This is a genomic window from Streptomyces sp. HUAS 15-9 (assembly GCF_025642155.1).
Taxonomy (GTDB): domain Bacteria; phylum Actinomycetota; class Actinomycetes; order Streptomycetales; family Streptomycetaceae; genus Streptomyces.
On sequence record NZ_CP106798.1, the window covers coordinates 6074283 to 6088709 of the forward strand.

Here is a 14427-nt window from a genome sequence, read left to right on the forward strand (position 1 = left end):
TCCGCCCACTACGCCAGACTGTCCCGCCAGGCCCGGTGCAGATCGGCGAACCGGCCCGTGCCGACGATCAGTTCGTCCGGCGGGCCGTCCTCGACGATCCGTCCGTGCTCCATCACCAGTACCCGGTCGGCGATCGCCACGGTCGACAGCCGGTGTGCGATCACCACGGCCGTACGGCCCCGCAGCACCGTCGACATCGCGCGCTGCACCGCCCGCTCGCCGGGGACGTCCAGCGAACTGGTCGCCTCGTCGAGGATCAGCACCGCCGGGTCGGCGAGCAAGGCCCTTGCGAAGGCCACCAGTTGGCGCTGCCCCGCGGAGATGCGGCCGCCGCGCTTGCGTACGTCCGTGTCGTACCCGTCGGGCAGCGCGCTGATGAACTCGTGCGCGCCGATCGCCTTGGCCGCCCGCTCGATCTCCGCACGGCTCGCGTCCGGCCGCCCGATCGCGATGTTCTCGGCGACCGTGCCGGAGAACAGGAATGCCTCCTGGGTCACCATGACCACCCCGCGCCGCAGTTCGCGCACGGCCAGCTCGCGCAGGTCGACTCCGTCCAGCAGGACCCGGCCGTCGGACGGGTCGTAGAAGCGGGCGAGCAGCTTGGCCAGCGTCGACTTGCCCGCGCCGGTCGAGCCGACGACCGCGACCGTCTGCCCGGCCGGCAGCGTGAGATCGAAGCGGGGGAGCACCTCGCCGCCGGTGCGGTAGGCGAACCGCACGCCGTCGAAGACGACCTCGCGGCCGGGGTGGTCCGCCGACTCGAGCGCCGGGAGCTCCTTGGGTGCCGAGGGTTCCGGCACGGACGGGGTCTGGGCGAGCAGCCCGGCGATCTTCTCCAGGGAGGCGGCCGCCGACTGGTACGAGTTGAGGAACATGCCCAGCCGGTCGATCGGGTCGTACAGCCGCCGCAGATACAGCACCGCGGCCGCGAGCACACCGAGTTCCAGCGAGCCGGACGCCACCCGGTGGGCGCCCCACAGCACGATCACCGCGACCGCCGTGTTGGCGACCAGCCGGGAGCCGACCACATAGCGGGCCATCTCCAGCAGGGCGTCGCCGTTGGTGCGTTCGTGGCGCCGGTTCAGGACGCGGAAGTCGGCGTCGTTCGCGGCCTCCCGGCGGAAGGTGCGCACCGGCCGGATGCCGTTCATCGTCTCCACGAACTTCACGATCACGGCCGCGATCGCCGTGGACCGCGCGGTGAACACCCGTCCCGCGCGCCGCTGGTACAGCCGTACGAGGAGATAGAGCGGCACGAACGAGACCACGGCGACCGCGCCCAGGCCGAGGTCGAGCCAGAGCAGCATCGCCGAGATGTAGACGAACGACAGGACGACCGTGACCAGTTCCTGGAGCCCCTCGCTGAGCAGCTCGCGCAGCGACTCGACATCCGTGGTGGAGCGGGAGATGAGGCGACCGCTGGTGTACCGCTCGTGGAAGTCGACGCTGAGCGCCTGGGCGTGCCGGAAGATCCGGCCGCGCAGATCGAGCAGCACGTCCTGGTTGACGCGCGCGGAGGCCTCGATGAACGCGAACTGGAGCACGCCGGAGACCAGCGCGCACAGGCCGTAGGCGACGGCCACCGCGATCAGCGGACCGTGGTCGTGGTCCTGGAACGCCGGTACGGCGCGGTCGATGGCGTACGCCACCAGGAGCGGGCCCGCCTGGACGGCCGCCTGCTGGAGCAGCAGCACAAGGGTGGTGACGGCGACACGGGCCTTCATCGGGGCGAGCAGCGACCGCAGCAGGGCGGCCGTGGCACCGGGCCGGGTGGGCAGGACGTCGCGGTCGAAGGGGTCGGTGCCGTCGGGCGGGCGGGGGAGTTCGCCGTCGTCACCGGTCGCGGGGGAGGTGGAGGTGGACGTGGAGGTGGTGGGGGCGGTCATCGGTCGTCCTCCGCTTCCTCGGTCGGTTGCCCGCTCGCTTCCTTGGCCAGCTGCTCGCCCGGTTCTCCGTCCGGATCCCCGGCCGGTTCCCTCGTTGGTTCGCCCGACATCAGATGGGCGTATTCGGCGTTCGTGCGCAGCAGTTCGTGGTGGGTGCCGACCGCGGTGATGCGGCCTTCGGAGAGCAGGGCGACGCGGTCGGCGAGCAGCACCGTGGAGGGCCGGTGGGCCACGATGAGCGCGGTGGTGTCGGCGAGGACCTGTCGCAGCGCGGCCTCCACGGCGGCCTCCGTGTGCACGTCGAGCGCGGACAGCGGGTCGTCGAGGACCAGGAACCCGGGCCGGCCGACGACGGCGCGGGCCAGCGCCAGTCGCTGCCGCTGCCCGCCGGACAGGCTCAGCCCCTGCTCACCGACCTGTGTCCCCGTGCCCTGCGGCAGCCCGTGCGCGAACTCGGCCTGTGCGACGGCGAGCGCCCGCTCCAGCTCCGGCGCACCGGCGCCGTCGTCGGCCCCCATGAGCACGTTCTCCCCGACGCTCGCCGAGAACAGGGTGGGCTCCTCGAAGGCGACCGCCACCTTGGAGCGCAGTTCCTCGCGGGACATCGCGGTGATGTCCTCGCCGTCCAGCGTGATCCGCCCGGAGGTCACCTCGTGCAGCCGGGGGACGAGCGCGGTGAGCGTGGTCTTGCCACTGCCGGTGGCCCCGACCAGGGCCATGGACTCGCCGGGGCGGATGTGGAGGTCGATGCGGTCGAGGACGGGCGGGGAGCCGGGCGGGGCGTCGGGGTAGCGGAACGTGACGCCGTCGAACCGCAGACCGGACCGTGCGGCCGCCGGTCTCCCGGTCCGGCCGGTGACGTGCGGGTCCTCCGGCCGGGCGTCCATCACCTCGAAGTACCGCTCTGTCGCGGTCGCCGCCTCCTGGGTCATCGCCAGCAGGAACCCGATGGAGTCCACGGGCCAGCGCAGCGCGAGTGCCGTACTCAGAAAGGCGACCAGGGTCCCCGTCGACAGGTCCCCGTCCGCCACCTGTACGGCCCCCAGCACCAGCGCCGCGCCGATCGCCAGTTCCGGCAGTGTCACGATGACGCCCCAGATGGTCGCCAGCAGCCGGGCCTTGCGCAGCTCGGTGCCGCGCAGCGTCCACGACAGTGTGCGGAACACCCGCGCCTGGCTGCGGTGCCGGCCGAACCCCTTGATGATCCGGATCCCGAGCACGCTCTCCTCGACGACCGTCGTCAGGTCGCCGACCTGGTCCTGGGCCAGCCGGGCCACCTCGGCGTACCGCCGCTCGAAGACGACGCAGGTCCACATCACGGGCACGGCGGGACCCAGGACGACCAGCCCCAGGGTCCAATCCTGCTGGAGCATGATGACCAGGCCGACAAGGATCGTCACCCCGTTGACCAGCAGGAACGTCAGCGGAAAGGCGAGGAACATGCGCAGCAGCATCAGATCGGTCGTGGCGCGGGACAGCAACTGGCCGGAGGCCCACCGGTCGTGGAAGGCCACCGGCAGCCGTTGCAGATGCCGGTACAGGCCCGCCCGCATCTCCGCCTCGACGTTCGACAGCGGCCGCGCGACCAGCCACCGCCGCAGCCCGAACAGCCCCGCCTCCGCGACCCCGAGCAGCAGCAGATACAGCGCGCCGAGCCACACCCCGCCCGGATCCCGGTCGGCGACCGGCCCGTCCACCATCCACTTCAGGACGAGCGGGATCACCAGCCCCAGACAGGAGGCGACGACCGCGACGAACGCGGCGGTGAACAGCCGCACCCGCACCGGCCGGACGTACGGCCACAGCCGCAACAGGATGCGTACAGTTGAGCGATCGCTGGTGGTTGCACGTGTCGTGGGCATCACTCGCGAGCCTACGGACCGCCACTGACAACGCCCACCGAGTTTTGGCCGGACCGCGATCGGCCGCTGGTCCTACGACCAGCGAGTTCGAGGGGTCGTACGGGAGCAATGGGGCGGGCCCTCAGCCCGCCTTCAGCACCCTCTGCCCACCCTCAGCCCACCTTCAGCAACAGTACCGCCTGTGCCGGCACCGTGATCGCAGTACCCGCCCCGTGCACCACCCCCGGTGCCTCCCCCTGCTCCTCCCGCGAGGTGTCGACCACGACCTCGTACCGCTCCGCCCACGGGGGGCCCGGCAGGACGAATGTCGCCGGGCGGTCGCCTGCGTGCAGGAGGGTGAGGAAGCTGTCGTCGGTGATGGGGGCGCCCTGTTCGTCGCGGCCCGGTATGTCGCGGCCGGAGAGGTACATGCCGAGCGTGGCCGCGGGGGCGTACCAGTCGCTTTCGGTCATCTCCTCGCCGCGTGCCGTGAACCAGGCCAGGTCCCGCAGGCCGTCCGCCGAGTGGGCGCGGCCGGAGAAGAAGGCGCGGCGGCGCAGGACCGGATGGCGGTGGCGCAGGGCGATGAGACGGGAGGTCAGGTCGAAGAGCCGGCGCCAGGCCGGGTCGTCCAGGAGGGACCAGTCCAGCCAGCTGATCTCGTTGTCCTGGCAGTACGCGTTGTTGTTGCCGCGCTGTGTGCGGCCCAGCTCATCGCCCGCCACCAGCATCGGCACACCGGTCGACAGCAGCAGCGTGGTCAGCAGGTTGCGCAACTGGCGGCGGCGCAGCGCACGTACCGGCTCCTCGCCCGTCTCGCCCTCCGCGCCGCCGTTCCAGGAGCGGTTGTCGTTCGAGCCGTCGCGGTTGTTCTCGCCGTTCGCCTCGTTGTGCTTGCCCTCGTAGGAGACCAGGTCGCGCAGGGTGAAGCCGTCGTGGGCGGTGATGAAGTTGACCGAGGCGTAGGGGCGGCGGCCGCCCCAGGCGTACAGGTCGCTGGAGCCGGAGAGGCGGTAGCCGAGGTCGCGCACATCGGGGAGCGCGCCGCGCCAGAAGTCGCGGATCGCGTTGCGGTAGCGGTCGTTCCACTCCGTCCAGAGCGGGGGGAAGGCCCCCACCTGGTAGCCGCCGGAGCCGATGTCCCAGGGCTCGGCGATCAGCTTCACCCGGCGCAGCACCGGGTCCTGGGCGATCACCGCGAGGAAGGGGGAGAGCATGTCGACGTCGTGCATGGAGCGCGCCAGCGCCGCCGCCAGGTCGAAGCGGAAGCCGTCCACGCCCATCTCCGTCACCCAGTACCGCAGCGAGTCGGTGATGAGGCGCAGGACCTGCGGCTGCACCACGTGCAGCGTGTTGCCGCAGCCGGTGTAGTCGGCGTAGCGGCGGGCGTCGTCCTGGAGGCGGTAGTAGCCGCGGTTGTCGATGCCCTTGAGGGAGAGCGTCGGGCCCAGTTCGCCCGCCTCCGCGGTGTGGTTGTAGACCACGTCCAGGATGACCTCGATGCCCGCCGCGTGCAGGGCGCGGACCATCCGCTTGAACTCGCCGACCTGCTGTCCCGTCGAACCGGAGGCCGCGTACGCCGCGTGCGGGGCGAAGTATCCGATCGAGTTGTAGCCCCAGTAGTTCTTCAGACCGCGGCGCAGCAGATGGTCCTCGTGCGCGAACTGGTGCACCGGGAGCAGCTCGACCGCCGTCACGCCCAGCTTCACCAGGTGCTCGACCGCCGCCGGGTGCGCCAGGCCCGCGTACGTGCCGCGCAGCTCGGGCGGGATGTCCGGGTGCAGTCGCGTGAAGCCGCGTACATGCAACTCGTAGATGACCGAGTCGGCCCACGGCGTCTTGGGGCGGCGGTCGTCCGCCCAGTCGTCGTCATCGTGGACGACCACGCCCTTGGGGACGTACGGCGCCGAGTCCCGGTCGTCGCGCACAGTGTCCGCGACATGCTGCTCCGGCCAGTCGCGGACATGCCCGTACACCTCCGGCGGCAGGCTGAACTCGCCGTCCACCGCGCGCGCGTACGGGTCGAGGAGCAGCTTCGCCGGGTTCCAGCGGGCGCCGATCCACGGGTCCCAGCGGCCGTCCACCCGATAGCCGTAGCGCTGTCCTGGCATCACCCCCGGCACGAAGCCGTGCCAGATCTCGTGCGTCAGCTCGGTCAGCCGCACCCCCGTCTCCCGGCCCCGCTCGTCGAACAGACACAGCTGGACCGCCTCCGCCCCGGCCGCCCACAACGCGAAGTTGGTGCCCGCCACCCCGTCCGGGCCCGCCCGGAAACGGGCGCCCAGCGGCATGGGCGCGCCCGGCCAAACGGGTGGAGTCGGCGCGGTGGCGCGCTGGGCGCCGTTCACCGCGGAGGCCGGGCGGCCGCCGTCGAGGGCCCGCTCCTGGGCCACTGTCTGCTGCTCGGCTGCGCTCGTCACCTTGCGGCCCCTTTGTGTCGGCTCGTTCGCCTTCGGAGCGCTCTCAGCCAGTGCCCAGGCGGCCGCCGCGCCCGGCCCCCGGCGGGGCCGCTGCGCGCACGACCTCCCGGCGCCGGCTGTCCCCGCGGCTCACGGGCGCGGCTCCCCATCGCGTCGTCCTCCCACTGTTCTGCCCAGCGCTTGCGTCGCACTCACGTTTCCCCAGGGCGGGCCCGGTCGTTGAGCCGCTCGTGAGGTATGCACAAGGGCGCGCACGGCGCGCGGGGGCCGTGCTGGCCGCCGTACTGACATGGGCAGGACTGCTGGCGGGAGCCGCCGGCTGTACCGGGGACGGCTCGGGCGGCGACGCCCTCGACCGGATCTTCGGCAAACCCCCGGCAGCCGCGGACATCATCCGCGTCTCCCCGGACGACGGCAGCAAGGCCGTTCGCTCCGGCGAGCCACTACGGGTACGGGTGTCCGACGGACGACTCGAATCGGTGAGCGTGGTCCGGGTCCAGGACGCCCAGGACACCCCCGTGGCCGGACACATCACCGACGACGGCAGGACCTGGCAACCCGACGAGCGGAAGCTGGCGCTCGCCGCCAAGTACACCGTCGACGCGGTGGCGCTGGACGGGCACGGGCGCCGCTCGGCCCGGCACGCCACCTTCACGACGTACGTCCCCGACAAGCGGTTCATCGGGTACGTCACCCCCGAGAACCGCTCCACGGTCGGCACCGGAATGATCGTCTCGCTGGCCTTCAACCGGCCGATCGAGAACCGCGCGGCCGTCGAACGCGCCGTCCGCGTCACGGCGAAGCCCCCCGTCGAGATCAGCCCGCACTGGTTCGGCAAGGACCGCCTCGACTTCCGCCCCCAGCAGTACTGGAAGCCCGGCACCAAGGTCACCGTCGGGCTGCGGCTGCGCGACGTCGAGGCGGCGCCCGGCGTCTACGGACTCCAGTACAGGACGGTGACCTTCACCATCGGCCGCAGCCAGGTCTCGCTGGTGGACGCGGCCGCGCACACCATGGAGGTCAAACGCGACGGCCGGCTGCTCACCACCGTGCCCATCACCGCGGGCGCCCCGAAGACCACCACCTACAACGGGAAGATGGTGGTGATGGAGATGCTCGAGGTCACCCGCATGAACAGCCAGACGGTCGGCTTCGGCGGCGAGTACGACATCCCCGACGTCCCGCACGCCATCAAGCTCACCGACTCCGGGACCTTCCTGCACGGCAACTACTGGGCGGGGGACGCCTTCGGGAACAGCAATGTCAGCCACGGCTGCGTGGGCCTGATGGACGTCAAGGGCGGCAGTGCGGACACGCCCGCGGGCTGGTTCTTCGACCGCACCCTGATCGGGGACGTCGTCGAAGTCGTCAACAGCAATGACAAAAAGGTCTCTCCCGACAATGGGTTCGGAGGGTGGAACATGGGGTGGAACGAGTGGAAGGCGGGCAGCGCGGTCAAGTAACCAGGAGGGGGACGAGGTTCGGGGCGACGACAAACCGCCGAAGTTGCGACGGAACGGTGACCTTTGCCTGACGCGAAGCTCAAAACCCTGCGGTTAATATGCGCCAGTGGGTGCGCGGGACGCGCCGGGTAGCGGGCCTGACCAGGCCCCGCGAGGGGAGAGAACGTGAACGTGCGGCCGATATCGGGGGCGTCGGTTGACGCGCGGGGGCGGGGCCGGAAGGGGATGCCGGTGCTCATAGCCGGCGTCCTGCTCATGGCCGTGACCGCGTGCGGCGGGGGAGAGTCGGACTCGGGTTCCGGCTCCGGTGCCGGGAACGGCAAGGACGCGACGCAGCAGGGCAAGCAGTCCGAAGCGGTCGTCGGCATCGCGCCCAAGGACGGCGCGAAGTCGGTGAAGACCAGCGGGGCGCTCAAGGTGACCGCCGGTAAGGGCAAGTTGACCGTGGTCGAGGTCAAGGACGCCAAGGGCGGCAGGATAGACGGCAAGATATCCGACGGGGGCGCCACCTGGACGCCCTCGTCCCACCTGGCCGCCTCCACCAAGTACACGGTGCACGCGGTCGCCAAGGACTCCGCGGGCCGCGAGGCGGCCGAGGACTCCAGCTTCACCACCCTGACGCCGCAGAACACCTTCGCCGGTTCGTTCACTCCCGAGGACGGCTCCACGGTCGGCGTCGGTATGCCGTTCTCCATCCGCTTCACCCGGGGCATCACGCACCCCGAGGACGTCGAGAAGGCCATCACCGTCAAGACCGAGCCGGCCGTCGACGTCGAGGGCCACTGGTTCGGCAACGACCGCCTGGACTTCCGGCCCGAGAAGTACTGGGCGGCGGGCACGAAGGTCACCGTCGACCTCAACCTCGACGGCGTCGAGGGCCGCCCCGGGGTCTACGGCAAGCAGGCCAAGACGGTGAAGTTCACCATCGGCCGCAACCAGGTCTCCGTCGTGGACGCCAAGAAGCACACGATGAAGGTCACCCAGGACGGCAAGGTCATCAAGACCGTCCCGGTCACCACCGGCAAGCCCGGCTACGAGACCTGGAACGGCCAGATGGTCATGAGCGAGAAGCTCACGGTGACCCGGATGAACGGCGACACCGTCGGCTACGGCGGCGAGTACGACATCAAGGACGTCCCGCACGCCATCCGCCTGACCGACTCCGGCACCTTCGTGCACGGCAACTACTGGGGCGGCGGCGCCTTCGGCAACTTCAACGCCAGCCACGGCTGCGTGGGCCTGCGGGACGTGCGCGGCGGCTGGAGCAAGAGCGTGCCGGCGGCCTGGTTCTTCAACCACTCGATGATCGGCGACGTGCTGGTCGTCAAGAACTCCCACGACGACACCGTGGCCCCGGACAACGGCCTCAACGGCTGGAACATGTCCTGGGAGAAGTGGAAGTCGTAAGAGGACGGGCGCGCCCGCGCCCCTCAGGGGCGCGGGGCTCTGCCGACATGCGGCTCCGCCGCGAGGCGCGAGCGACCCACCACGGCCGGTGGTCGACGGCGTACCGGTGTCCCACGGCGCGTGAACGCCCGCTAACCTGCGGAGCATGACCGTCTCTCTCGAAGTCGCCGAAGGCGTCGGTACGCTGCGCCTGGACCGGCCGCCCATGAACGCGCTGGACGTCGCCACCCAGGACCGGCTCAAGGAACTCGCCGAAGAGGCCACGCGGCGCGACGACGTGCGCGCCGTGGTGATCTACGGCGGCGAGAAGGTGTTCGCGGCGGGCGCGGACATCAAGGAGATGCAGGCCATGGACCACACCGCGATGGTCCTGCGCGCCCGCGCCCTTCAGGACTCCTTCACCGCCGTGGCCCGCATCCCCAAGCCCGTCGTCGCCGCCGTCACCGGCTACGCGCTGGGCGGGGGCTGCGAACTGGCCCTGTGTGCCGACTACCGCATCGCCGCCGACAACGCCAAGCTGGGCCAGCCGGAGATCCTGCTCGGCCTCATCCCGGGCGCGGGCGGCACCCAGCGGCTGCCCCGGCTCGTCGGCCCCTCCAAGGCCAAGGACCTCATCTTCACGGGCCGGATGGTGAAGGCCGACGAGGCCCTGGCGATCGGCCTGGTGGACCGGGTCGTCCCGGCCGCCGACGTGTACACCGAGGCCCACGCCTGGGCGGCCCGGCTGGCGCAGGGTCCGGCGATCGCGCTGCGCGCGGCGAAGGAGTCGATCGACACGGGGGTGGAGACGGACCTCGACACCGGTCTCGCCGTCGAACGGAACTGGTTCGCGGGCCTGTTCGCCACCGAGGACCGCGAGCGGGGCATGAAGAGCTTTGTGGAGGAAGGGCCCGGCAAGGCCAAGTTCCTCTGAGTTCCGCCGGGTTCCCGTACTTCGCCGGGTTTTCCGTGCAACCCCCTTGCAATTGACGTGACGTCTCACCCGGGTCCCTCGATGGGGCGGTTTATGGAAACCTTAAGGCAACCTTAAGCCTGTCTTGTCGAGGTGATCCGTCCCATGCCCGGATTCGGGCCGTCCGCGCAGGTGGGGTGTGCCGCCGACGCCACCGAAATGCCACCGGCATATGCCGACCGGATGGCCCGGAATAGGGGTTTCCGGGGGTCGTATTCCTCAGGAACGCCCACGGAGGGCGCTCCGGGCGGCCATGATGGGGGGCATGGCGGGGCTGGAGGGCATCGAACAGCCGCGGGGACACAGCCGTGCGGCCGCGGCGCGCTGGTCGCCCGCGGTCGAGGACGAACGGGCACTCAAAGCACTGGAGCTGTTCGGCAATCCGACGGAGGCCGAAGTCCCGCTGCCGTCCCGCCCCGAGTCCGCGGCCACCGCGCGCCGGCTCGCCCAGGTCGTCGTTCTGCGCCACTGGGGACTCACCCCGAAGATGACGGAGGACGCGGTCCTGCTCGTCTCCGAACTCGTCGGCAACGCCGTACGGCACACCGGCGCCCGCGTCTTCGGGCTCCGGATGCGCCGCCGCCGTGGCTGGATCCGCGTCGAGATCCGCGATCCCTCCCGCGGGCTGCCCTGTCTGATGCCGGTTCAGGAGCTGGACATCAGCGGCCGGGGGCTGTTCCTGGTGGACAAGCTGGCCGACCGATGGGGCGTCGATCTGCTGCCCCGGGGCAAGACGACCTGGTTCGAGATGAGGGTCGCCGACCGCTGAGCGCGCATGCGCGGAGGTGACGACCCGTACGGTTCCACCGAACGGGTCAATCGGCGGTTTTCTTACCCAATCGCCCTTAAATGGTGCGGGTGACCACGACCGACCGCCGCGGGGCGTTGCGGGCGGGGGCCGGGCTCGTCGCCGGGGGCGCCCTCGTCGGCGGATGCTCGTCCGCCACCGGCCCCGTCGCGCAGCCCACGCCCGCCAGAGCCGCCCCCTCGCGCACCCCCGCGAAGCCCACCCCCCTCGCCGCCCCCGCCCCGCGCGCCTTCCCCCGGCAGCCCGCGCAGATCACCCACGGCTCCCGCGACCACCCCCGCGTCGCACTCACCTTCCACGGCCAGGGCGACCCCGCGCTGGCCCACGCCCTGCTCACCGAGGCCGAGCGGCACGGCGCCCGGATCACCGTGCTCGCCGTGGGCACCTGGCTGGACGAGCAGCCCGAGATCGCCCGCCGGATCCTGGACGGCGGCCACGACCTGGGCAACCACACCCAGCGGCACGTCGCCGTCAACACCATGCCGGAGACCGGCGCCCGCGCCGAGATCACCGAGTGCGCGGACCGGCTGAGACGGCTCACCGGTTCGATCGGCACCTGGTTCCGCCCCTCCCGTGCCCCGACGGCCTCCCCGCTCGTTGTCCGGCTGGCCCGCGCCGCGGGCTACCCCCATGTGCTGTCGTACGACGTCGACTCGCTCGACTACACCCGGCCGGGCGCCCCCGCCGTCACCCGGAAGGTCCTGGCCGAGGTCCGAAACGGGTCCGTGGTGAGCATGCACTTCGGATACCCGGACACGGTCGCCGCCCTTCCCGCCGTACTCCAAGAACTCGACAGCCGCGGACTGCACGCGGTCACCACCACGGAGCTGCTGAGCTGATGCGTCCCACCAAAGCCGTCCGCGTCCTGGCCGCCGGCGCCGCCCTCGCCGCCCTGACGCTGCTGCCCGCGTGCAGCAGCGGGTCCGAGCGCCACGAGAACGAGGCCCTCGGCAGCAAGGCGCCCGCACCGCCCCAGAAGAAGCAACTGGTCGACGGACTGCCCGGGATGCCGCCCGTGCTCGACCCCCACGACGTCTACGCCGCCGACCGCCCCAACCTCTTCTCACCGGCTGTGAAGGACTTCCCGTCCCGGGTCTACGTCCCCAACACCAACTCCAACACCGTCTCCGTGATCGACCCGAAGACGTACAGGGTCATCGAGACGATCCCGGTCGGCTGGCAGCCCCAGCACGTCGTGCCCTCCTGGGACCTGCAGACGCTGTGGGTCAACAACGACAAGGGCAACACCCTCACCCCCATCGACCCGAGGACCGCGAAGGCGGGTAAGACGGTCTCCGTCCACGACCCGTACAACCTCTACTTCACACCCGACGGCAAGTACGCCGTCGTCATGGCCTCCCTCGACCGCGAACTCGTCTTCCGCGACGCGCACACCATGAAGCGCGTGAAGACCGTGCCCGTCAGCTGTTACGGCGTCAACCACGCCGACTTCTCCCTCGACGGGCGCTACTTCATCGTCTCCTGCGAGTTCAGCGGCGAGCTGCTCAAGGTCGACACCGCGCGGATGAAGGTCGTCGGCCAGGAGAAGCTGCCGTTCCAGGGCGCGATGCCGCAGGATGTCAAGGTGTCGCCCGACGGCAAGCGGTTCTACATCGCCGACATGATGGCCGACGGCGTGTGGATCCTGGACGGCGACCGGTTCACCAGACCCTCCCTCCTGCCCACCGGCAAGGGGGCCCACGGCCTGTACGTCAGCCGCGACTCCCGCGAGATGTACATCTCCAACCGGGGCGAGGGCACCATCTCCATCTTCGACTTCGCCCAGAACGGGCTCACCAAGAAGTGGCACCTGCCGGGCGGCGGCAGCCCCGACATGGGCGGGGTCTCGGCCGACGGCAAGGTCCTGTGGCTGTCCGGCCGCTACAACTCCGAGGTGTACGCCATCGACACCGCCACGGGGGCCGAACTGGCCCGCATCAGGGTCGGCAGCGGCCCGCACGGTCTCGCCGTCTACCCGCAGCCGGGCCGCTACTCGCTGGGCCACACCGGCATCTTCCGCTAGGCACGGTCATCAGCCTGCCCGCAGGGCGCGAGGAGCAGCGCCTCCGCCCCCACCGGCAGGTATCCGGCCGCCTGGAACGCCCGCAGGCTGCGGGCGTTCCCCGGGGAGACCTGGGCCCACACCGGTTCCCCGGCCAGGTGCAGGGCGGCCGTCACCAGCCGGCGTCCCAGCCCCCGGTGCCGTACCCCCTCGTCCACCTCGACCGCGACCTCCAGCCGGCCCGCGACCCCGCGTCCCAGGACGACCACACCGCCGTCCGCCTCCCACAGCCGCACGTCGTCACGGCGCGCACGGGCCCGTACGGCGCGCGGATGGCCGGGGTCGGCGATCTGCGTGAGCGCGAGCGGCGGCCGGCCCGGCAGGGGCGAGCCCACCACGAGGGCGTCGATGGTGTCGGTCGTACGGCCCGTGCGCTCCACGAAGGCCGCCAGGAACCGCGCGTTCAGCGTCGCGGCGAGCGCGTCGCAGTCGCCCGCCACCGCCCGCAGCGTCTCGCGCACCCACCGCGGATCCTCGTCCGTGAAGACGACCGAGTGCGCCGTGAAGGCGATGACCCCGGCGTCCCGGCGCGTGTGCTGGGGCACGACCGTCGTACCGCCGTCGTCCGGCGGGAAGACACCGCGCGCGGCCGCGTCGAGAATGTCCCGCAGAGTCTCTGCCACCACCGCGCCCCTTGAGTCTCCACCGACTGGAAGCCCCAGACTCGCAGACATGATCGACGACGGCACCGGACTTCTCACCATCGGCGAGCTGGCCCGGAGCACCGGACTCACGGTCCGCACCATCCGGTACTGGTCCGACGAGGGCGTGCTGTCCCCCGTGACCCGCTCCGCGGGCGGCTACCGCCTGTACGACGCCGAGTCCGTCGCCCGCCTGGAGCTGATCCGCACCCTGCGCGAGCTCGGCCTCGGCCTGGACGACGTGCGCGCGGTGCCGACGGGCGAGACGACGGTGGCGCGGGTGGCGGCCGCCCATGTGGCCGCGCTGGACGCGCAGATCAGTTCGCTGCGGCTGACCCGTGCGGTGCTGTCGACCGTGGCGCGACGCGGTTCGACCGCAGAGGAGATGCCCCTGATGAACAAGCCGGCACGGCTGTCGGCGGCCGAGCGGAGGCGGATCCTGGAGGAGTTCGTGGACGAGATGTTCCACGGACTGGCCACGGCGGACCCGGACATCCGCGAGCGGATGCGGAACACCGCGCTCTCGCTGCCGGACGATCCGACGCCGGAGCAGGTCGACGCCTGGGTGGAGCTGGCCGAGCTGATCCAGGACCCCGAGTTCCGGGCGCTGATGCGCGGCGCGGCCGGGTTCAACGCCGCCGACCGGGGGCACGACGCGCGTGCCGGGGCGTCGATGTGGTTCTTCAAGCGGCTCGTCGAGCTGGTGGGCCGGGCCCGGGAGCGCGGGATCACCCCGGAGTCGCCGCAGGCCGAGCCGGTACTGCGGGATCTGCTCGGCACGGCCGACCGCGGCGACGTGCTCGCCCGCAGGAAGGCGACCCACAACGTCCGGGCCGCCCGCTACCGGGAACTGCTCGGCATCCTCAAGGGGACGGCCCAGCCCGCCCACGAGGAGGACCTCGCCTGGGTGGTCGCCGCACTGGAGTTTCGCGCGGGCCGTTAGTCTG

Annotated in this window: 11 protein-coding genes; 7 read left to right on the plus strand and 4 right to left on the minus strand. The window is 71.4% G+C overall.

Going from position 1 to position 14427, the window contains the following annotated elements:
- Nucleotides 1–8: 8 nt before the first annotated feature.
- From N8I87_RS28165 to glgX, 3 genes are all read right to left on the minus strand, one after another.
- Nucleotides 9–1886: an ABC transporter ATP-binding protein gene (locus tag N8I87_RS28165; RefSeq protein WP_263212883.1), complete on the minus strand. Its 1878-nt coding sequence runs from the start codon at nucleotides 1884–1886 to the stop codon at nucleotides 9–11.
- A complete protein-coding gene (locus N8I87_RS28170; RefSeq protein WP_411577296.1) occupies nucleotides 1883–3748 on the minus strand; it encodes an ABC transporter ATP-binding protein in 1866 nt (621 codons plus the stop codon). The genes N8I87_RS28165 and N8I87_RS28170 overlap by 4 nt, the downstream gene beginning before the upstream one ends.
- 152 nt (nucleotides 3749–3900) lie before the next feature.
- Nucleotides 3901–6147, minus strand: coding sequence for a glycogen debranching protein GlgX (gene glgX / locus N8I87_RS28175; protein ID WP_263212885.1), 2247 nt, complete (start codon nucleotides 6145–6147; stop codon nucleotides 3901–3903).
- Between the two features lie 230 nt (nucleotides 6148–6377).
- On the opposite strand from glgX, the gene N8I87_RS28180 reads away from it, so the two are divergent.
- The 6 genes from N8I87_RS28180 to N8I87_RS28205 all read left to right on the plus strand — a co-directional run bounded on the left by N8I87_RS28180 (nucleotide 6378) and on the right by N8I87_RS28205 (nucleotide 12800).
- On the plus strand, nucleotides 6378–7610 hold the full coding sequence (locus tag N8I87_RS28180; RefSeq protein WP_263212886.1) for a L,D-transpeptidase: 1233 nt from the start codon (nucleotides 6378–6380) through the stop codon (nucleotides 7608–7610).
- 165 nt (nucleotides 7611–7775) lie between these two features.
- Nucleotides 7776–9017, plus strand: coding sequence for a L,D-transpeptidase (locus N8I87_RS28185; RefSeq protein ID WP_411577297.1), 1242 nt, complete (start codon nucleotides 7776–7778; stop codon nucleotides 9015–9017).
- 145 nt (nucleotides 9018–9162) lie between these two features.
- The gene (locus N8I87_RS28190) at nucleotides 9163–9930 is read left to right on the plus strand and encodes an enoyl-CoA hydratase/isomerase family protein (RefSeq protein WP_263212891.1); all 768 of its coding nucleotides are present in this window, start codon (nucleotides 9163–9165) and stop codon (nucleotides 9928–9930) included.
- A gap of 304 nt (nucleotides 9931–10234) precedes the next feature.
- The gene (locus N8I87_RS28195; protein WP_263212893.1) at nucleotides 10235–10738 is read left to right on the plus strand and encodes an ATP-binding protein; all 504 of its coding nucleotides are present in this window, start codon (nucleotides 10235–10237) and stop codon (nucleotides 10736–10738) included.
- An 89-nt stretch (nucleotides 10739–10827) separates the two neighbouring features.
- On the plus strand, nucleotides 10828–11616 hold the full coding sequence (locus N8I87_RS28200; RefSeq protein WP_411577298.1) for a polysaccharide deacetylase family protein: 789 nt from the start codon (nucleotides 10828–10830) through the stop codon (nucleotides 11614–11616).
- Entirely contained in the window at nucleotides 11616–12800 is a 1185-nt protein-coding gene (locus N8I87_RS28205) for a YncE family protein (RefSeq protein ID WP_263212896.1), read from the plus strand. The genes N8I87_RS28200 and N8I87_RS28205 overlap by 1 nt, the downstream gene beginning before the upstream one ends.
- On the opposite strand, the gene N8I87_RS28210 is transcribed toward N8I87_RS28205, so the two are convergent.
- Nucleotides 12797–13462 (minus strand): GNAT family N-acetyltransferase, encoded by a 666-nt coding sequence (locus tag N8I87_RS28210; RefSeq protein WP_263212898.1) that lies wholly within the window; start codon nucleotides 13460–13462, stop codon nucleotides 12797–12799. The genes N8I87_RS28205 and N8I87_RS28210 overlap by 4 nt on opposite strands.
- Before the next feature lie 49 nt (nucleotides 13463–13511).
- Here N8I87_RS28210 and N8I87_RS28215 point away from each other — a divergent pair, with 49 nt between their 5' ends.
- The gene (locus N8I87_RS28215; RefSeq protein ID WP_263212900.1) at nucleotides 13512–14423 is read left to right on the plus strand and encodes a helix-turn-helix domain-containing protein; all 912 of its coding nucleotides are present in this window, start codon (nucleotides 13512–13514) and stop codon (nucleotides 14421–14423) included.
- The last annotated feature ends 4 nt before the right edge of the window (nucleotides 14424–14427 follow it).

Bases quoted from the DNA above. Each gene is read 5' to 3' on its own strand.
- N8I87_RS28165 (WP_263212883.1), bottom strand. From the start codon at position 1,886: ATGACCGCCCCCACCACCTCCACGTCCACCTCCACCTCCCCCGCGACC.
- N8I87_RS28170 (WP_411577296.1), bottom strand. From the start codon at position 3,748: ATGCCCACGACACGTGCAACCACCAGCGATCGCTCAACTGTACGCATC.
- N8I87_RS28190 (WP_263212891.1), top strand. From the start codon at position 9,163: ATGACCGTCTCTCTCGAAGTCGCCGAAGGCGTCGGTACGCTGCGCCTG.
- N8I87_RS28195 (WP_263212893.1), top strand. From the start codon at position 10,235: ATGGCGGGGCTGGAGGGCATCGAACAGCCGCGGGGACACAGCCGTGCG.
- N8I87_RS28205 (WP_263212896.1), top strand. From the start codon at position 11,616: ATGCGTCCCACCAAAGCCGTCCGCGTCCTGGCCGCCGGCGCCGCCCTC.
- N8I87_RS28215 (WP_263212900.1), top strand. From the start codon at position 13,512: ATGATCGACGACGGCACCGGACTTCTCACCATCGGCGAGCTGGCCCGG.